The sequence below is a fragment of the Parasphingorhabdus sp. genome (assembly GCF_965233695.1).
GTDB lineage: Bacteria > Pseudomonadota > Alphaproteobacteria > Sphingomonadales > Sphingomonadaceae > Parasphingorhabdus.
Map to the genome: position 1 here is coordinate 1325953 of NZ_OZ247497.1, position 19722 is coordinate 1345674.

Here is a 19722-nt window from a genome sequence, read left to right on the forward strand (position 1 = left end):
TGCTTTCTGCGGTTGAAATTGCCTGTGGATAAGCCTAATCCTTCTCCTACGTCTTTCTACGACTCTGATTTCAGGAGAATTTTTCCCATGGCCCGTAACAAAATCGCGCTGATCGGCGCTGGCATGATTGGTGGCACGCTTGCCCATCTCGCTGCTTCCAAGGAAATGGGCGATGTCGTCCTGTTTGATATTGCCGAAGGCATGCCTGCCGGTAAAGCGCTCGACCTCAGCCAGGCCGGGCCGGTTGACGGATTTGACTCCAACCTCAAAGGTACCAGCGATTATGCCGATATTGCGGGCGCCGATGTTATTATCGTCACCGCAGGCGTTCCGCGCAAACCCGGCATGAGCCGCGATGATTTGCTCGGCATCAATCTGAAAGTCATGAAGGCTGTGGGCGAAGGCATTAAGGCCAATGCACCGGACGCTTTTGTTATCTGCATCACCAACCCGCTCGACGCGATGGTCTGGGCACTGCGCGAATTTTCCGGTCTTCCGCATAACAAGGTTGTCGGCATGGCGGGCGTTCTGGACAGCGCGCGCTTCCGTCACTTCCTTGCCGACGAGTTTAATGTGTCGGTTGAAGATGTCACCGCCTTCGTTCTCGGCGGCCACGGCGATACGATGGTTCCGGTTCCGGCTTACTCAACAGTTGCCGGTATCCCGATCCCTGATTTGATCAAAATGGGTTGGACCACGCAGGACAATATCGACGCGATTGTACAGCGCACCCGCTCCGGTGGCGGCGAGATTGTCGGCCTGCTCGGCAACGGCTCGGCTTATTATGCGCCCGCAACCAGCGCGATCATGATGGCGGAAAGCTATCTCAAGGATAAACGCCGCGTGCTCCCTGCTGCTGCGCATCTGACCGGCCAATATGGCGTCGATGATCTTTATGTCGGCGTGCCGTGCATCATCGGCAAAGACGGTGTCGAGAAAGTCATCGAGATTGAACTGAGCGAAGAAGCGCAGGGCAATTTCAACGTGTCAGTCGATGCGGTGAAGGAATTGCTGGAAGCGTGTAAGGGGCTGGATTCGAGTCTTGCTTAAGCAAACTGGTTTCTTCTTGCTCTTGGTTGGCCTCGGTTCCGTTGTCTCTGCAGAGCCAAAGCCTCTAAAAGGAGGCGAGGCATTGTCTGCAGTCGTCACTGATTGTGAGTCTGCAAATGTGGATGGCCAACGATTGAAGGATATCGGCTGGGAATTGGTGTCGTCATCACATGACAAGACTGGCGATGACCAAGTTTTTGCTAAGAACGGGCGCTTGCTGACTATTGGAAGCGTCATACCAGAAAGCAATGTAACAAAAACGCAGTTTTTTTGTATGATAGAATTTTCATCCAAAGACGCTATTTCCCAGGACATGGTCGCCGAAACTATGACCTCGCGTTTTGGATCATATCAGGATTCATGGGTCGAAAACGGAGAACGGTCTTTCTCATGGTTTTCATCTAATCATGCATACACCTTAGGTCCGGCTCCAGTTGGGGACGGACACGCGCTTATAATTATTAGAGATACGGAGTAATCAAAAATGTCCATCCTAATCGACAAAAACACCAAAGTCATAACCCAAGGCATGACCGGCAATACCGGCACATTCCACACCGAACAGGCGCTGGCTTACGGCACGCAAATGGTTGCGGGCGTTACGCCGGGCAAGGGCGGTACAACCCATATCGGTCTGCCCAACTATGACACCGTGGCCGAAGCCAAGGACGCGACCGGCGCGACTGCTTCTGTGGTTTATGTGCCGCCGCCATTTGCTGCGGATTCGATCCTCGAAGCGATTGACGCCGAGATTGAGCTGATCGTTGCGATTACTGAAGGTGTTCCGGTGCTCGACATGGTGCGGGTGAAGCGGGCGCTGCAAGGCTCGAAGTCGCGGCTTATCGGCCCCAACTGCCCCGGCGTTCTGACCCCTGACGAATGCAAGATCGGTATCATGCCCGGCAGCATCTTCAAGAAAGGCTCGGTCGGCGTGGTCTCTCGCTCCGGTACGCTCACCTATGAAGCGGTGCATCAGACCACAGCGGTTGGCCTTGGCCAGACCACAGCGGTCGGTATTGGCGGTGACCCGGTCAACGGCACCAACTTTATCGACGTGCTTGAGCTTTTCCTTGCGGATGACGACACCAAGTCGATCATCATGATCGGCGAAATTGGCGGCAGCGCGGAAGAAGAGGCGGCGCAATTTATCGCGGACGAAGCGAAAAAAGGCCGCAGCAAGCCGATGGTTGGTTTTATCGCAGGTCTCACGGCGCCTCCGGGCCGCCGCATGGGCCACGCAGGCGCGATCGTTTCCGGCGGCCAGGGCGGCGCGGAAGACAAGATCGCGGCGATGGAAGCGGCCGGCATTCGCGTGTCCCCGTCACCAAGCGAATTGGGCACGACGCTCGACGCAATGCTGAAAGAAACGGTCTGAAGATAGCTTAGTGCCCCTGTGCAGACAGGGGCCCATCTCCTGATGTTGCGACTAGAGTGAAACAGTGGAGATGGATCCCTGCCTGCGCAGGGATACGGCAACGAAAGGGAAGCGATGAAACCCGGCGCTGTCTATATTACGGCAAACCGGAAAAACGGAGCGATTTATACCGGCGTAACAAGCGATCTGATCAAACGCGTTTACCAGCATCGAAATGGATAGGTAGATGGATTCACCAAAGATCATGATTGCAGAAAACTGGTTTGGTTTGAAATGTTTGACGATCTGGAAGAAGCGCGCAGGCGGGAAGTTCAGATCAAGAAATGGAAACGGCCTTGGAAGATAAAGCGGATTGAAGAGCGTAATCCAGATTGGGACGATCTTTGGTTTGATATTGCGAAGTGAATTTGTCGGTTGAATATTGGCCAAATGGCAGGAGATGGGCCCCTGTCTGCACAGGGGCACTGGAGTTTTGATTATGGGCTTTGAAAATCAGGAATTTGGTGTCGGCTCCGAAAAGGAAGCAGGCCCCAGCTGGCAAAAGAAACATTGGCCGATTGATGACGCCGATGAGCTGAACAGCGCGCTTGATCCCACGCAAATGGGGATCGAGATCAAGGCGGCTGCGGCCAAGTCCGGCAAGTCCATGTCCGATGCCGAAGTGGCCCTGGCAGCGGAGAAATCGATCCGCGCGATGATGCTGATCCGCACCTATCGGGTGCGTGGGCATCTCGGTGCCAATCTCGATCCGCTGGGATTGTCCAAGCTGGAGGAACCCGCTGACCTGACTCCCGAATTTCATGGCTTCAAGGCTGATGAGCTGGACATGCCCCTCTATCTGGGCGGTGTATTGGGTTTCGAAACTGCCTCGATCAAGGAGATCGAAGCGGTGCTCCGCGCCAATTATTGCGGTTCGGTGGGTCTGGAATATATGCATATTGCCGACACAGAAGAACGCCGCTTCCTGCAGGACCGGATGGAGGGCAAGGACGCCGCCATCCAGTTCACGCCGGAAGGCAAGAAAGCGATCCTCAACAAGGTGATCGAGGGCGAGGAATATGAAAATTTCCTCGGCAAGAAATATGTCGGGACCAAGCGTTTCGGCCTCGACGGCGGCGAAGCGATGCTGCCGGCGCTGGAAAATATCATCAAATATGGCGGCCAGTCGGGCGTGCGCGATATTGTCTATGGCATGGCCCATCGCGGGCGTTTGAACATCTTGGCCAATGTGATGGCAAAGCCCTACAAGGTCATCTTTCACGAATTCCACGGCGGCTCGGCCAACCCGGATGAAGTGGGCGGTTCTGGCGATGTGAAATATCATCTCGGCACCTCCACCGACCGCGAGTTTGATGGCATCAATGTGCATATGAGCCTTGTGCCCAACCCCTCGCATCTCGAAGCGGTGGATCCTGTCGTGCTCGGCAAGGTCCGGGCGCAGCAAGTGGCGCGCGATGACCTGACCAAGCATGAACAGGTCTTGCCGGTGCTGATCCACGGCGATGCGGCCTTTGCGGGGCAGGGGATTGTCTGGGAATGTCTCGGCTTCTCCGGCATTCGCGGCTATAATACCGGCGGCTGCATCCATTTCGTGATCAACAACCAGATCGGTTTCACCACCAGCCCGCAATTTGCGCGCAGCTCGCCTTATCCAAGCGACGTGGCGAAAGGCGTGCAGGCGCCGATTTTCCACGTCAACGGCGATGATCCCGAAGCGGTGACCTTTGCCTGCAAGATCGCGATTGAATTCCGCCAGCGTTTTGGCCGCGATATTGTGATCGATATGTGGTGCTATCGCCGCTTTGGCCATAATGAAGGCGACGAACCCAGTTTCACCCAGCCGATCATGTATGCCGCGATCAAAAAGCATCCGAAGGTCAGCAAGCTCTATGAGCAGCGGCTGATCGAGGAAGGCGTGATCGACGCGGACTGGGGGGCCAAGACCCGCAAGGCCTTTGCCGACCATCTCGAAGGGGAATTCAAGGCGGCGGATGATTATGAGCCGGACAAGGCCGACTGGTTTGGTGGCCGCTGGCAGGGGCTGCATATTCCCGCTGACCCGGAAACAGCGCGGCGCAATGTTGAAACGGCAATAGATGCCAAATTGTTCGAAAGCCTTGGGCGGACACTGACCACGGTTCCCGAGGGGCACAAGATCCACAAGACATTGGGCCGCGTGCTGGATGCCAAGGCGAAGATGTTCCAATCCGGCGAAAATTTCGACTGGGCGACCGGCGAGGCGCTGGCTTATGGTTCGCTGGTATCCGAAGGCTATAATGTTCGCCTGTCCGGCCAGGATAGCGGGCGCGGCACTTTCTCGCAGCGCCATGCCGTCTGGGTCGATCAGGAAACCGAAGAAAAATATATCCCGCTCAGCACCGTGCCGCATGGCCGGTTTGAAGTGCTCGACAGCCCGCTGTCCGAATATGGCGTGCTCGGCTTTGAATATGGTTATGCCGGCGCCGATCCGAAAACATTGGTGCTGTGGGAAGCGCAATTTGGTGATTTTGCCAATGGCGCGCAGATCATGATTGACCAGTTCATCGCGTCAGGCGAAGCCAAATGGCTGCGCGCCAATGGCCTCGTCATGCTGTTGCCCCACGGCTATGAAGGGCAGGGGCCGGAGCATAGCAGCGCGCGTCTCGAACGCTTCCTGCAACTATGCGCGCAGGACAATATCCAGGTCGCGAACATCACCACCCCGGCCAATTATTTCCACGTATTGCGCCGCCAGATGCTGCGCAGTTTCCGCAAGCCGCTCGTTATCATGACGCCAAAATCGCTGCTCCGTCACAAGATGGCCGTGTCGGGCGCCGAGGAATTTCAGGGCGACCATCATTTCATGCGGATCAAGTCGGATACCAATCCGCCTGCCGATAAAGATATCAAACGGCTGGTGCTGTGTTCCGGAAAGGTCGCCTATGACCTGATCGAAGCACGCGATGCCGCCAAGGACAAGAATACGGCGATTGTCCGGATCGAGCAGCTTTATCCGTTCCCGTCCGAGCCGCTGGTGGTGCGCCTGAAACGGATGAAAAATCTGGAAACGCTGGTCTGGGCTCAGGAAGAGCCGAAAAATAACGGCAGCTGGCATTTTGTCCGGCCTTATCTGGAAGAATGTCTTGAGCAAGCGAACGTCGGGCCGACTGATCCTGTATATGCCGGGCGCGTGGCATCGGCTTCGCCCGCTACAGGATTGGCTTCGCGGCATAAAGAGCAGCAGGACAGATTGATTGCCGAGGCTTTGGGGCATGAAGTGAAGAAGTAAGAAAGGGTTTGTGCCCTTGCGCAGGCAGGGGTCCATCTCCAGGTGGTGAACAGATGCGCAAACAGGAGATAGGCTCCTGCCTGCGCAGGAGCACAGATTAGGACAGAAGACTATGGCAACAGATGTAAAAGTCCCCGTATTGGGCGAATCGATTACCGAAGCGACCCTGGGCGAATGGCTCAAGCAGCCGGGTGATAGCGTCGCAGCGGACGAACCGATTGCGAGTCTGGAAACCGACAAAGTGGCGCTGGAAGTGCCAGCGCCCGAAGCCGGTGTCCTGGGCGACCATCTTGTCGCGGTGGGTGACACGGTGGAAGTTGGCGCTATTATCGCGAAGATCGAAGCGGGCGGTGGTGCGGCTGCATCCACTGCCAAAGCGGCTCCTGCTCCGGCTGCAGCCAAGGCAGAGCCAGCGGCAGATGACGATACGGCTGCGTCGATAACCTTGTCACCAGCGGTTCGCCGTCTGGTTCTCGAACATGGCGTGGACCCCAGCAAGATCAAGGGCACCGGCAAAGATGGCCGCCTGACCAAAGATGATGTCGAGCAATATGTAAAAAGTGGTGCGGCTCCACCGCTGGTCGAAAAGGGCACGGCGAAGGGCGCGGAAATACAACCTGCCGCTACGAGTGCATCGGTGGCCGGTGGTCGTAACGAAGAGCGCGTGCGGATGACCCGCCTGCGCCAGACGGTCGCAAAACGCCTCAAAGAAGCGCAGGACACTGCCGCGCTGCTAACGACGTTCAACGATGTCGACATGACTGCGGTCATGGAAACGCGCAGCAAATATAAAGAGCTGTTCGCGAAGAAACATGGCGTGAAGCTGGGCTTCATGGGTTTCTTTGCCAAGGCCGCCTGTCTCGCATTGAAAGACGTGCCGTCGGTCAACGCGCAGATTGATGGCGATGAAATTGTCTATCATGACTATGTCGATATTTCGGTTGCGGTGAGCGCGCCTAACGGCTTGGTGGTGCCTGTCATCCGCAATGCCGAGGCGATGAGCTTTGCCGATGTCGAGAACACAATCGGCGATTTCGGCAAACGCGCTAAAGACGGCACGCTGACCATGGCGGATATGAAAGGTGGCACGTTCACAATCTCGAACGGCGGCGTATTCGGGTCGCTGATGTCGACCCCGATTATCAATCCGCCGCAGTCGGCTGTGCTTGGTTTGCACCGGATCGAGCAGCGACCCGTGGTGATGCCAGACGGATCCATTGAAGCGCGCCCGATGATGTATCTCGCGCTCAGCTATGATCACCGTCTGATCGATGGCCGCGAGGCGGTGACCTTCCTGGTGCGGATCAAGGAAGCGATTGAAGATCCGACCCGGCTTTTGATTGATTTGTAAGGTTTGTGCTCCGGGCGCAGACCCGGAGCCTAGGATGGAACAGAATAACGGAGAATAGATACGAAACCGGGATATGTTTATCTGATGGCAAAACAGCGAAATGGAACCATCTATCTGGGTGTGACCAGCAACCTTGTTCAAAGGGCCTATCAGCATAGAAACGGATTAATAGAAGGCTTTTCAAAAGACAATGATTGTAAAATGCTTGTTTGGTACGAAGCCCATGATGATTTGGAAGAAGCAAGGCGCCGGGAACGGCAAATGAAGAAATGGAAAAGGGAATGGAAACTGGAACTGATTGAAAAGGACAATCCGCAATGGAAAGATCTTTTTGACACGTTGCTCTAATCCACCCTGGGCTCCGGGTCTTCGCCCGGAGCACGAAGGAGTAAGTAATGACCGACAATTTCGACTATGACCTATTGGTAATTGGCTCCGGCCCCGGCGGTTATGTGGCCGCGATCCGAGCCGCACAGCTCGGCCTGAAAACCGCTTGTGTGGAGAGCCGCGAGACACTCGGCGGCACCTGCCTCAATGTCGGGTGCATCCCGTCCAAGGCGATGCTGCACGCGTCGGAGCTTTATCATGAAGCCCATAGCGGTGCGCTTGAAAAATTCGGTATCAAGCTGACGGGCGCCAAGCTCGATCTCAAACAGATGCATGCGGAAAAATCAAAGGCGGTGGCAGAACTGACCGGCGGAATCGAGTTTCTGTTCAAGAAGAACAAGGTCGAATGGCTCAAAGGCCGCGGCGCGTTTGAAAGCGCGAATAGCGTTAAGATCGGTGACAAGACGGTCACCGCGAAAAAAATCATCATTGCAACCGGTTCTTCGGTCACCCCGCTGCCCGGTGTCGACATCGACAATAGTAAGCATGTGGTGGTCGACAGCACGGGCGCACTCGAATTGCCGAAAGTGCCGAACCATATGGTCGTGATTGGCGGCGGTGTGATCGGACTGGAACTGGGCAGTGTCTGGCTGCGTCTCGGCGCAAAGGTTACGGTCGTGGAATATCTTGATCAGATTCTGCCCGGCATGGACGGGGATATCCGCAAGGACAGCGCCCGCATGTTCAAGAAACAGGGCTTTGATATCAAGACCGGTACCAAAGTGACCGGCGTGGCGGTCAAGGGCAAGAAAGCGACCCTGACGGTAGAGCCAGCCAAGGGCGGTGATGCCGAAACCATCGAAGCGGACGCGGTTCTGGTGGCCATTGGCCGCAAGCCCAATACCGATGGTCTCGCTCTCGAAAAGGCGGGTCTTGAAACCAACAAACATGGCCAGATTGAAGTTGGCCATGATTTCCAGACAGCGGTGAAAGGCGTCTACGCCATTGGCGATGTCACCCCCGGACCGATGCTCGCGCACAAGGCGGAAGACGAAGGCATTGCCGCGGCCGAATTTGTCGCGGGTCAGCAGGGCATCGTGAACCACGACCTGATCCCCGGCGTGGTCTATACCTATCCGGAAATTGCCAGCATTGGTAAGACCGAGGAAGAGGTCAAGGAAAGCGGCGTCGCCTACAAAGTCGGCAAATTCCCGTTCGCGGGTAATAGCCGCGCGAAGACCAACCGCGACACCGATGGCTATGTGAAGGTCATTGCCGAGGCCGACAGTGACCGCGTGCTCGGCGCGCACATCATTTCCTCACTTGCCGGAACATTGGTGTCCCAGATCACCCAGGCAATGGAATTCGGTGCGACCAGCGAGGATATTGCCTATACCTGTCATCCTCATCCGACGCATAGCGAAGCGGTGAAAGAAGCGGCGATGGCAGTGCAGGGCAAACCGATTCATATGTGATCAGCCACATTTGACAGATCGGGATTGACCAGCGACCTCTTTAGTGTTTTACTACAGTAAGTCACTAAAGAGCGGACAATGAACATCACCCATCTCACATTTGCTGCAGCATTGCTGGCCGGAAGCTTTCTGCCCCTTGCCCCGGCAGTCTTGGCAAAAGACACAGGGCCGTCTGGCACAGCGACCAACAGTAGCTCGTCTATCGATACGGCAGCGTTAAAGGTGACCGCTGATAAAGTCGCGGCCTTGCCCAACGTTGGCGGCATAGGCGTTGGCGTGATCCGCAATGGGAAACTTGTGCATACGCTCTATGCGGGCGAAGCAGCGCCGGGAGAGCCGGTTACCGGGAAGCACTGGTTCAATACTGCTTCGGTGGCTAAAACGCTGATTGCCGAGACCGTGTTGCGCTTGGTGGAGCGCGGTGCGATGGATCTGGACGATCCCATTGGCGAGCATTTCCGTCACCCGCATCTGACCGATGATCCGCGTTATGACCTGCTGACACCGCGCATCATCTTGTCGCATCAGACGACGCTGCGTAACTGGCCCAACAATTACGATAATGGCCGTCTTGCCTTTCTCGGTCAGCCGGGTGATGGCCAGATCAGTTACTCTGGAGCCGGTATCGAAATATTGATGCGTTATCTGGAAGAACGCTTTGGCGGGAGCTATCCCGAGCTGGTTGAAGCAGAACTATTGGCCCCGCTCGCCATTACGGGCGTCAGCGTCGGCAGAAGCGAGGCTGTGGAATCTAATATCACTCGGGGCATCAACAACGACGGCGAATGGCAGGACCCTTTCCGACGCTCCCAGGGCGGTTCCATCATCGATCGGGAAGATTATAGTGCCGCTGATAATATGTACGCCACCATACCCGGATATGCGGCACTGCTATCTGCCATCATAGTCAATAAGGGATTGTCAACAGAGCTTGCCGCAGAACGCCAGCGTCTGCTTTCATCCGGGTCAGAGCGCGATATGGGTTATGATTGCCCGCCGGATATATCCTTCTGCCCGGAAAGTTTTGGCTATGGGCTTGGCTGGGCGATATTTGAACATGAAGGTCAACGCATCCTCAACCATGGCGGCAACGATTTTGCCGAACATGCCCAAGTCTATTTCGACACCAAAAGCGGCAATGGCATGGTTCTGTTCATGACAGGCGGCAACGTTTTCCCGCACGGATTGGAGATCATCTCTGCTGTAGACCCTGATATACCGCTGGTGCGTTTTTACAGCGCTCTGATTGCCTTGATGCGCGCCTCGCAAGGCGGATGAGATATTCAGGGGCAGCTGCCTTCAAGGCAAATTCACGCCAAAAATTTTGATGTATCTGGTCGCCTGACAGGCTATCGCAATTTTCCATTCGCGAAATTGTGAGATTGGCATGAAACATCGCCTGTTTTTAAAATGGCATATCTGGCTCGGCTGGCTGATCGGTGTGCCGATTATCCTGTGGACCGCATCAGGCCTGTTGATGGTTTCGCAGCCGATTGAAACCGTGCGCGGCAATCATTTGCGCAGCGAACAGCCTGCGCTTGATCCGATCATGCCGGTGGCGCCGGTTCTGGAAGGGCGGCAAGCGAAAAGCCTGACCTTGCTGCAAAATGCGCAGGGCCCGTTCTGGGTGATCAGCTATGCCGATGGCGGAAAAAGGCGGGCCGATACCGCGACTGGAAAATTGTTACCGCCTATCGCCGCCGCCGATGCCAGTGCGCTGGCAATTGCGGCGCGTTCGGACGATAGCGCGATTACATCGGTGCAGCGTTTTGCGGCCGACAAAGCGCCGTCAGATTTGCGGCGGGATCGCCCCGCATGGCAGGTCATTTTTGAGGATGATGCGCGTTTCTATATCGATGCGGATACCGGAGAATTGCTCGCGGTCCGCACACAATTCTGGCGCGCTTTTGATTTCATGTGGGGTCTCCACATCATGGATCTCCAGACCCGCGAAGATACGAGTCATCCGATCCTGATCGGGTCGGCGGCGCTGGCGCTGTTCGGTTCGATCCTGGGTTTCGTAATGCTGTTCACGCGCCATTCCCGCAAAAGACGGAAAACGCCTTGAACAGCGCTGTCCTATATGGTGCGCTGGGCTGGCTCGATCTGTTCGGGATAGCGGTTTTTGCAGCGTCCGGCGCGCTGATGGCAGCCCGCAACGGACAAACATTGGTGACCTTTGCGTTCTTCGCTCTGGTGACCGGTGTCGGCGGCGGAACGGTGCGGGACTTGCTGATCGACGCGCCCGTATTCTGGGTGCAGGACAGCCGAGTGCCGGTTTTGTGTCTGGGCATTGCGCTGCTCGTCTGGATCACGCCGGTACGCTGGTGGAAAGCCGGCGCCGTTGACTGGTTCGACGCCGTCGGTCTGGCGGCTTATTCCGTCTTTGGTGCGGCCAAGGCACTGCAACTCGGCATCGACCCCGTGCCCGCTGCGATCATGGGCATCATTACCGCTAGTGTGGGCGGTGTAATCCGCGACCTGGTTGCCGGTGAACCGTCGATCATCATCCGGCCAGAACTTTATGTGACAGCCGGTGCCTTGTCGGCCTTTGCCTTTGTCGGACTGGTACAGACCGGGATGACGGGTATTGTCGCCGCCCTCATCGCCTTTGTCGCTGGCTTTGCGCTACGCGCCTTGGCGATTGTAAAGGGCCTGTCCCTGCCGTCCTATCGCGGTGCCGAAGACAGCGAATAGCTTCTGAGCAAGTCAAACAGGTTGGGCATCGCATTGGTCTGGGCCGGGCGGGTCAACCCACCGCATTCCAGACAGAGCGCCTGTATGTCTTCCCGTGCCATCAGCCCGCGCGCTGTGTTGAGCGCTTCGGTAAAGGTGGCCTTTTGTTGCCGTGCGACCCATCCGATCATGCCGGTCACCGGTGGCTGCTTCGCCTCTCCGAAAGGCGTCCCGCCGAGCGGCAGCCATTTGAAAGTCGGTGTCGGCTCAAGATATTTCGCGTGATAGCCGCCTTCTTCCAGTCCGGCCCGTTTCGCGGCCTCGGCCAGCGCTTCCTTCATGCCGCCAAAGCTGTCAACCAGCCCCAGTTGCCGGGCTGTGCCGCCATCCCAGACGCGTCCCTGGCCAATCGTGTCGACTTCGGCAGTGGTTTTTCCGCGTGCCTTACCGACAAGGCTTAGAAAATCTTCATAGCTATGCTCGACGCCGGATTGCAGAACAATATTCAGGTCTTCGCTAAACCCGCCGACAAAATCGGGTTCTCCGGAAAGCGGCGTGGTCTGAACGCCATCGGCGGTCACACCCCATTTACCCAAGGCTTTTTCAAAGCTGGGCAAGACCGCAAAGACACCGATGGAGCCGGTAATCGTATCCGGCTCGGCCATGATATGATCGCCTGCTGCGGCAATCCAATAGCCGCCGCTGGCGGCAACGTCGCCCATGGAGATAACGATTGGGATTTCGGCTTTTTTGATGTCAGCAAGGGCCAGACGGATTTCTTCGCTGGCAAAGGCGGAACCACCAGGGGAATTGACCCTGACAACCAGCGCCTTGATCTGCTTTTCTTCAAGCGCCTTGTAAATCTGTTCGGAAATCCGGCCGCTGGCAGCAATGCCGGGGCCGGCCTTGCCGCCCACTATTTCCCCTGCGACTGTGATTACGCCGATAGCATCACCACTGCTGTCCTCCGGATTGGCAGCGACATATCTGTCATAGTCTATACTTTTAAAACTGTCCGGTGACGGCTTCGTATCTTCACCCACCTTGGTGGCGACATAGCGGCCAAAGGCAACCCGGTCGCCGATTTTATCAACCAGTTTTTGCTCGACAGCGATCTTGGTGTAATCACCGCCCGCCGTCTTAATGAAGGTTGCCGGATCATCGGCATAAGGCTCAATCACCGCCTGTGGCCGGGCCTTTTTCACTTCCGCCAGCCAGCTATCCCAGAGCACCGAATAGAGCGCTGTTGCTGCTTCCTTGGCTTCCGGCGACTGGTTGTCGCGCATATAGGGCTCGACCGCACTTTTATAAGTGCCGACGCGATAGATATTGGCGGTAACACCCAACTGATCGATCAAATTCTTGTAATAGAGCCGGTTTCCGCCAGGACCAGCGAAGACAATCCCGCCCATCGGGTCCATCCAGATTTCATCGGCATGCGCCGCGAGCTGATAGCCGTCATCGCTATAGAAATTGGCATGGGCGTAAATCGGTTTATCGCTCTGTTTGACCCGAGCCAGCGCCTCACCCACAGCGTTGAGGCTCGTCTGTCCGGCCCCCATGAACGTGCTGAGATCCAGAACCACCGCTTTCACCCGGTCATCCTCGGCTGCTGCGTCTATCGCACGGACCACATCGCGCAGGCGATATTCGCGAATCGTATCTTCATTGTTGGTGAACAGCGCGGTAAAGTCCTGTTGCGCAGGCTGCTCGACGATAACGCCGTTGAAATCGAGGAGAAGGGCGCCATCACTGATCGCGGCTACATTGGGGCGGGCCGACAAGGCGGCATATAAAGCCGCAAAAAACAACAACATGGCGATCAACACCAGAGCGTCTTTTATCGCTACCAGAAATTTCCAAGCTCCGCGAACAAACTGCATTATCGTCATTCTCCAAAAAAAGGCGGCTGATCATCGCTGACCGCCGCCTTTAATATGGTTATGCTGCCAGGAAATTACCAGCGGATAAGAGGTGGTACGACAATCCGACCCACTATGGCACTAACGAATACCGGCAGGCTGAACCATAATCCGATATAGTAAATGTCGTTAAACGGGCAGTAGATATTATAAGCCGCCGCGCCAAGCGCGCCCGATGCGATACCAACGAGCCAGCCGGCGCGTTCCGGAGAGGTCGGTGCACCCTGGCGCAGCCATGCGGTCAGGCCGCTGCCAATGGCCAAGGCCGAAATACCGCTAATCATCAGGCATTTCATGCCTTCTGCCGGACGCAAGGCTTCTATCGGTGCGCCATTGACCATGCTCATCACGATGGCGGTCAGCGGGAACAGGCCCGCTGTGACCAGTGCCCAAATCCAGCCGCGGTTGAGATTGCCAACACCAGGCCGGGCCATATTGGCTGCAGCAAAGGCAGTCGCGACGCCCAGCATCAACAGGACACCGCTGCGCAGGAAGAACATTTCATGCGCCATGCCCATCGCCAGATCACCGCGCACGCCAAGGAAGAAGGCAACGCTGGAACAGGCTGCGAGTGTCAGGATTGCCGCAATTGCCATGCCGCCCGACGGTTTCAGGGTACGGACCGGTGCCAGGTCATCGACCAGGTCATTGATCAGGCTATTTGCTACTTCACTCATTCTATTCACTCTCGATAAGGGCGCTCATTTTCTTGAGCCCCCGATGGATATTTACTTTCACCAGTGATTCCGACTGGCCGGTTTTTGCCGCCGCTTCGGCAATGCTTAGTCCTTCGATTTTTACCATGGCAATAACATTGGCCTGTTTGTCGGGGATCATGCCCAGCAAACGCTCCAGACTCACCTTGGCGGTCACATCCTCGTCCTGTGGATCGGCAACCAGTTCTTCGTTCAGTTCGCCATGTTCGTGGCGGTAAATTTTGCGTAAGCCGTCAATCCAGCGATAGCGCCCGATGGCGGCCAACCAGGGCAGAAACGCCTTGGTCGGATCATAGCTGGCCCGTTTACGGTGCAGCGAGATCAGCGTTTCCTGCACCAGATCATCGACCTCCGCCGGGTTGATCTTGCGCGCGTAATAGCGGCGCAACCATTTTTCGCACTCGGTCAATAGGCTCGAATAGCATTGCTTGTCACCGCCCTGCGCCTTGATCATCAAGTGGCGCAATGTTTCTTCATTGGCGATCATGGTTTCAGCGCCTTATTTGTCGAGGCCAGTGCTCCTGCGCAGGCAGGAGCCCATCTCGTACCGTTTGTGCAAGACGCCCGGGTCGGAGATGGCCCCCTGCCTACGCAGGGGTACAAGGCGGTATATGTCGAGATGCTATGAAGCATCAGCCGAACTTGTTACCGAACAACCGGTCCACCGAAAACAATCCACCGCCACGGGTGATCAGAACCAGCGCCAGAGCAACCCATATAATATGCACAGACCACCATGCTTCAGGATAGACGAAAAACTGGATGACCAGGGTCATGACCAGCAGTCCGGCCGCGCCAAAGCGAGTTGCAAGACCTAATACCAAAAGGATCGGGAAGAAATGTTCGGCATAGGTGGCGATTAGGCCGGTAATTTCCGGAAAGGGCATACCATATTCATCGCGGAACAGATCGACCGTGAGATCTTTCATGTCGAGCCAGCTGCCATCCTCGACCTTGGTGCGGGCGGAGCGCCAGAAAATTCCGGCCAGCGCCACGCGGGCAAAAAGTAAGGCAATGGCCTCCGGAACGGCGCCGCTGACCAGGTTAATTGCTTTTTTAATCAGGTTCATCATTTTCATTTCCCCGTCAAATTTTCATTCTGTTCTTGTTATGACGCCTGCCTGGATCAACTTGATAATCCGTTGCATTGCAGCGTCCTCTCCTCCCAGTTCGATGGCAGTGGCCAAAAGGTTACCCATTGTGGCAATATTTGCAATTTTTTCCGCAATATCATGCTCTAAGCCAGTCAGCGGGTGGAACAAAACCTCCGCCTGCGGGCGCGCAACCATCAGCGCATCGGGGGTTTCATCACCCAGTTCCGCTAACTGAGGAGAAAGTGCGCCGGTCAGGTTAATCAGCCGCATCGCCGGATGGGCGCCGATTTCAAGACCAAGCAGGCCTTCCTCATCCAGTGTCGCAATGTCGCTGAGCGCCAACGGCGCGGCCTCGGCAGCATGATAGCTTTTGATCCACGCCCATTCGATCCGGGCCAGATCGACTTCACTTTCGCTGAAGCCACGCTTTGCCAGAAAATCCGCGAAATCCGCCGCAATATTGTTCATGTCGCAGGTTAATATGGCTTCCTGCTCTATATAATCCCGCGAGATGTCATGAAAGGGCTCATGACCCATATGGTCATGCAATTTGGGATAGGCATTTTCGAGCGCCACCAACCGCGCATGGGAAACGGTATTGGCATGGGCCTTGAGACCGAGAAGTGCCCGATCAGCGCCCTCACGGAACAGGTCTTCGGGAAAATGGGCCGGACCTTTTTGCAGGCAGGCGATGAAACGGGACTGGCTGTCAGCTAGCGAGGGCATGCTGTGTCTCGTCCAGAACATGGCTGGCCAAAACCGTTTCAACTTTGGCGACCTCGGCCATCAGCACATCATAGGCTGGAATATCTGTGTCCCATTCGATCAACGTCGGCTTGGGGCCAGCGCGTTTGATGAAGCGTTCGTAAAGCCGCCAGGTCACGTCACTGACGATCGAGCCATGATCGTCGATCAGCAGCGGACCGCTATCATGATCTTCGCGGGCATGGCCGGCCAGATGCATCTCGCCGACAATTTCCGGATCAATCGCATCGATATAGGCTTCCATATCCAGCCCGACATTGGTGGCGGTCACCTCGACATTGTTGATATCGAATAACAGCCCGCAGCCGGATTGTTTGCAAAGCGCGGTGATGAAATCGGTCTCGCTCATCTCGTCATCGCGGTAGCTGAGATAGCGTGACGGGTTCTCGATCAACATCGGCCTTTTAAGCCGATCCTGCACCTTGCCGATCTGGGCAGCAAAATGATCGAGCGCTTCTTGCGTATAGGGAATAGGGAGCAGATCGGGATAGCGATCATGGGCATTGCCGCTCCAGCTCAGGTGATCCGACACCATGGCTGGCTGATAGCGGTCGCAAAGATCGGCAATTTTATCGAGATCATACTGGTTGAGGCCTTCAGCTGAGCCGAGGGAAAGCCCGACACTGTGAAAGCTTAAAGGATAGTCTCCGGCGATGGCGGTCAGCCAACGATGCAGCGGACCGCCATCACCGAAGTAATTCTGCGGATGCACCTCTACCCATCCGGGTTTTTTTGATCCGTCTTCCTCAGACAATACATCATTATAATGTACCGACTTCAGACCTATGCCACCTGATGGAGGGAGGGAGTGAGGCATAGGCATCTTCATGACGGACAGATCAAAATTTGAGGCGTGAGTATCAGTAACATCCGCAAAACTTAGCGTATTTTTCGTTCAAAGGGAAATAGAAGCCGCGTGCCCCTGCGAATGGTGAAGCGAGGCACGTGACTCGCTTCACGGCCCATCTCCTGCCGCTGCGTCTAGGCGCTAGCTTGAGAGATGGATTCCTGCCTGCGCAGGAATAGGACAGCACGCCTATTCTTAGCCTTTTTGCGGTACCGGCTTGCTATTGCCTTTCTTGGCGGTCAGCGAACCACCGGCTTTGACACAGGCGCCTTTGGCAACATATTTCCAGGCATTGCCCTGATAGTCGGCGGTTGATGTACCGGCACAGCTTGTGCCTGGGCCAGCGGCGCAATCATTCTTGCCTTTCAGAGCAATGCCGAAACATTTTTCTTTCGCGCCGGCTGCGACAGCGGTGGTCGGCGAAATGGCAATGGTGGCAGCGGCTGCGAGGGCGGCAGCTGCGGCGGTGGCTTTAATCATGGAGTTGGACATTTGGTTTTCCTCTCTTGGAAATTGGGTAATGGGGTGAACCGGTCATGCAGGCTCATGCTATGTTTCGCCAAGAAGGCCCGGTTGGTTACATTTCATTTCCAAGGCGGAGAAAAATTTGCATGGCATTTTCCGAAAGTGGCTTTTTTCTAACGGATACAGCTTGCAAAAAAGATTCAAATTTTTTCCCGCAAAGACTTGACGATCTTTCAGAACAGCCCATATGAGCGTCGTTAGCACTCGACTCAAGTGAGTGCTAATCCTCCATTGAATATATTCTTGATGGCCCGGGCTAAAGGAGCGGGGCCGCAAGAAAGATAATTTGGACTAGAAAGGGAAACATATGAAATTTCGTCCACTACATGATCGTGTACTGGTTCGCCGCGTAGAGGCGGATACGAAAACCGCTGGCGGGATTATCATTCCAGATAGCGCACAGGAAAAACCATCAGAAGGTGAAGTTGTTGCAGCAGGCAAGGGTCTGAAAGACGACAATGGCAAAGTAACCGGCCTAGACGTCAAAAAAGGCGATCGCATCCTGTTCGGCAAATGGTCCGGCACGGAAGTCACCGTTGAAGGTGAAGAACTGATCATCATGAAAGAAAGCGATATTCTCGGCATTGTCGAGAAGTAAAAGCGCTTTTTCACATATTCATTCAATTCTCATAAGCAGAGGAAATTAACATGGCTGCTAAAGACGTAAAATTTGGTCGCGACGCACGCGAACGCATCCTTAAAGGTGTCGACATTCTTGCTGACGCCGTAAAAGTAACCCTCGGTCCCAAAGGCCGTAACGTGGTTCTCGACAAAAGCTTCGGCGCACCGCGCATCACCAAAGACGGTGTATCGGTTGCCAAGGAAATCGAACTGAAAGACAAGTTCGAAAATATGGGCGCCCAGATGCTTCGTGAAGTCGCATCGAAAACCAATGATGTTGCTGGTGACGGCACCACCACAGCGACCGTATTGGCTCAAGCGATTGTTCGCGAAGGCATGAAATCGGTTTCTGCTGGCATGAACCCAATGGATCTGAAACGCGGTATCGACCAGGCGGTTGATAAAGTTGTTGCTGATCTGCAAAAACGTTCGAAGCCGGTTAAGGGCAGCGAAGAAATCAGCCAGGTAGGCATTATCTCTGCCAATGGCGATGTTGAAGTTGGCCAGAAAATCGCAGAAGCGATGGAAAAAGTCGGCAAAGAAGGCGTGATCACGGTGGAAGAAGCCAAAGGTCTCGACTTTGAACTCGACGTTGTGGAAGGCATGCAGTTTGACCGCGGTTATCTGTCTCCTTACTTCATCACCAACCCGGACAAGATGATTGCGGACCTTGAAAATCCTTACATCCTGATCCACGAGAAAAAGCTGACCAACCTGCAGCCTATGCTCCCGATTCTGGAAGCTGTTGTGCAAGCCGGACGTCCGCTTTTGATCATTGCGGAAGATATTGAAGGCGAAGCGCTGGCTACTCTCGTGGTCAACAAGCTGCGCGGCGGTCTGAAGATCGCAGCCGTGAAAGCGCCTGGCTTCGGTGATCGCCGTAAAGCGATGCTCGAAGATATCGCGATCCTCACCAAAGGTGAAATGATCTCCGAAGATCTGGGCATCAAGCTGGAAAGCGTTACGCTGAATATGCTCGGTGAAGCGAAAAATGTCACGATCGACAAAGACAACACCATCATTGTGGACGGTGCTGGCAAGTCGAAAGACATCAAGGCTCGTGTTGAAGCGATCCGCGCGCAGATCGAGAACACCACATCTGACTATGACAAAGAAAAACTGCAAGAGCGTCTGGCGAAACTCGCTGGCGGTGTTGCCGTTATCAAAGTCGGCGGTGCTACCGAAGTTGAAGTGAAAGAGAAGAAGGACCGTGTTGACGATGCACTGCATGCAACACGCGCTGCTGTTGAAGAAGGTATCGTCCCTGGCGGCGGAACCGCGCTTCTTTATGCAACCTCTGCTCTTAAGGGCTTGGAAGGCGCCAATGATGACCAGACCCGCGGCATCGACATTGTTCGTAAAGCACTGCAGGCTCCGGTTCGCCAGATCGCTGAAAATGCTGGTTTCGACGGCGCGGTTGTCGCTGGCAAATTGCTCGACCAGAAGAGCAAAGACTATGGCTTCAATGCGTTTAGCGACAAATATGAAGACCTCGTCAAATCCGGCGTGATCGACCCGACCAAAGTTGTTCGTGCAGCCTTGCAGGACGCATCTTCGGTTGCCGGTCTGCTGATCACCACCGAAGCGGCTGTGGCAGAATCGCCATCAGACGACAAAGCTGGCGGCGGCATGCCCGACATGGGCGGCATGGGCGGCGGCATGGGCGGTATGGGCTTCTAAACCCAAACGCTCGGCTGAAGCTGAAAAATA

The 19722-nt window shown here is 55.4% G+C and carries 19 protein-coding genes and 1 pseudogene; 13 read left to right on the forward strand and 7 right to left on the reverse strand.

Translation table 11 applies throughout. The features are described 5' to 3' along the window. The first annotated feature begins 87 nt into the window (after positions 1–87). The 11 genes and pseudogenes from mdh to ACO6S1_RS06290 all read left to right on the forward strand — a co-directional run bounded on the left by mdh (position 88) and on the right by ACO6S1_RS06290 (position 11543). Positions 88–1050 (forward strand): malate dehydrogenase, encoded by a 963-nt coding sequence (gene mdh / locus ACO6S1_RS06240; protein WP_422345458.1) that lies wholly within the window; start codon positions 88–90, stop codon positions 1048–1050. Continuing rightward, positions 1043–1528, forward strand: a complete 486-nt coding sequence (locus ACO6S1_RS06245; RefSeq protein ID WP_422345459.1) for a hypothetical protein — start codon at positions 1043–1045, stop codon at positions 1526–1528. Before mdh ends, ACO6S1_RS06245 begins: the two co-directional genes overlap by 8 nt. Before the next feature lie 6 nt (positions 1529–1534). Beyond that, entirely contained in the window at positions 1535–2425 is an 891-nt protein-coding gene (gene sucD, locus ACO6S1_RS06250) for a succinate--CoA ligase subunit alpha (RefSeq protein ID WP_207986729.1), read from the forward strand. Between the two features lie 114 nt (positions 2426–2539). Then, positions 2540–2830, forward strand: a pseudogene (locus ACO6S1_RS06255) (GIY-YIG nuclease family protein). A gap of 73 nt (positions 2831–2903) precedes the next feature. Then, positions 2904–5693, forward strand: coding sequence for a 2-oxoglutarate dehydrogenase E1 component (locus ACO6S1_RS06260; RefSeq protein ID WP_422345460.1), 2790 nt, complete (start codon positions 2904–2906; stop codon positions 5691–5693). 112 nt (positions 5694–5805) lie between these two features. Further along, positions 5806–7044 carry a 2-oxoglutarate dehydrogenase complex dihydrolipoyllysine-residue succinyltransferase gene (gene odhB / locus ACO6S1_RS06265; RefSeq protein ID WP_422345461.1) on the forward strand — a complete coding sequence of 413 codons (1239 nt, stop codon included), beginning with the start codon at positions 5806–5808 and terminating at the stop codon, positions 7042–7044. A 54-nt stretch (positions 7045–7098) separates the two neighbouring features. Further along, positions 7099–7392 (forward strand): GIY-YIG nuclease family protein, encoded by a 294-nt coding sequence (locus ACO6S1_RS06270; RefSeq protein WP_422346151.1) that lies wholly within the window; start codon positions 7099–7101, stop codon positions 7390–7392. A gap of 47 nt (positions 7393–7439) precedes the next feature. Continuing rightward, on the forward strand, positions 7440–8846 hold the full coding sequence (gene lpdA, locus ACO6S1_RS06275) for a dihydrolipoyl dehydrogenase (protein ID WP_422345462.1): 1407 nt from the start codon (positions 7440–7442) through the stop codon (positions 8844–8846). A gap of 78 nt (positions 8847–8924) precedes the next feature. After that, positions 8925–10124 carry a serine hydrolase domain-containing protein gene (locus ACO6S1_RS06280; RefSeq protein WP_422345463.1) on the forward strand — a complete coding sequence of 400 codons (1200 nt, stop codon included), beginning with the start codon at positions 8925–8927 and terminating at the stop codon, positions 10122–10124. Between the two features lie 109 nt (positions 10125–10233). Beyond that, positions 10234–10914 carry a PepSY domain-containing protein gene (locus tag ACO6S1_RS06285; protein WP_422345464.1) on the forward strand — a complete coding sequence of 227 codons (681 nt, stop codon included), beginning with the start codon at positions 10234–10236 and terminating at the stop codon, positions 10912–10914. Further along, positions 10911–11543, forward strand: a complete 633-nt coding sequence (locus tag ACO6S1_RS06290) for a trimeric intracellular cation channel family protein (RefSeq protein WP_422345465.1) — start codon at positions 10911–10913, stop codon at positions 11541–11543. The genes ACO6S1_RS06285 and ACO6S1_RS06290 overlap by 4 nt, the downstream gene beginning before the upstream one ends. Here the strand turns inward: ACO6S1_RS06290 and sppA are convergent. From sppA to ACO6S1_RS06325, 7 genes are all read right to left on the reverse strand, one after another. After that, positions 11516–13405, reverse strand: a complete 1890-nt coding sequence (gene sppA / locus ACO6S1_RS06295; RefSeq protein ID WP_422345466.1) for a signal peptide peptidase SppA — start codon at positions 13403–13405, stop codon at positions 11516–11518. The two genes, ACO6S1_RS06290 and sppA, sit on opposite strands and share 28 nt — an antisense overlap. Before the next feature lie 74 nt (positions 13406–13479). Beyond that, complete coding sequence (locus ACO6S1_RS06300) at positions 13480–14121, reverse strand: NrsF family protein (protein ID WP_422345467.1); 642 nt, start codon at positions 14119–14121, stop codon at positions 13480–13482. A gap of 1 nt (position 14122) precedes the next feature. Beyond that, complete coding sequence (locus ACO6S1_RS06305; RefSeq protein ID WP_422345468.1) at positions 14123–14647, reverse strand: sigma-70 family RNA polymerase sigma factor; 525 nt, start codon at positions 14645–14647, stop codon at positions 14123–14125. A 145-nt stretch (positions 14648–14792) separates the two neighbouring features. Continuing rightward, positions 14793–15233 (reverse strand): DoxX family protein, encoded by a 441-nt coding sequence (locus ACO6S1_RS06310; RefSeq protein ID WP_422345469.1) that lies wholly within the window; start codon positions 15231–15233, stop codon positions 14793–14795. 21 nt (positions 15234–15254) lie between these two features. Beyond that, on the reverse strand, positions 15255–15980 hold the full coding sequence (locus ACO6S1_RS06315) for a putative DNA-binding domain-containing protein (RefSeq protein WP_422345470.1): 726 nt from the start codon (positions 15978–15980) through the stop codon (positions 15255–15257). Continuing rightward, positions 15964–16836, reverse strand: a complete 873-nt coding sequence (locus ACO6S1_RS06320; RefSeq protein WP_422345471.1) for a DUF692 domain-containing protein — start codon at positions 16834–16836, stop codon at positions 15964–15966. Before ACO6S1_RS06320 ends, ACO6S1_RS06315 begins: the two co-directional genes overlap by 17 nt. A gap of 225 nt (positions 16837–17061) precedes the next feature. Beyond that, positions 17062–17358 carry a DUF2282 domain-containing protein gene (locus tag ACO6S1_RS06325; protein ID WP_422345472.1) on the reverse strand — a complete coding sequence of 99 codons (297 nt, stop codon included), beginning with the start codon at positions 17356–17358 and terminating at the stop codon, positions 17062–17064. A 340-nt stretch (positions 17359–17698) separates the two neighbouring features. Between ACO6S1_RS06325 and ACO6S1_RS06330 the strand changes: the two genes are divergently transcribed. Together ACO6S1_RS06330 and groL are read left to right on the forward strand one after the other, a co-directional pair. Then, positions 17699–17989, forward strand: a complete 291-nt coding sequence (locus tag ACO6S1_RS06330; RefSeq protein WP_422345473.1) for a co-chaperone GroES — start codon at positions 17699–17701, stop codon at positions 17987–17989. Positions 17990–18039: 50 nt separating this feature from the next. Continuing rightward, positions 18040–19692, forward strand: coding sequence for a chaperonin GroEL (gene groL / locus ACO6S1_RS06335; RefSeq protein WP_422345474.1), 1653 nt, complete (start codon positions 18040–18042; stop codon positions 19690–19692). Positions 19693–19722: the final 30 nt, after the last annotated feature.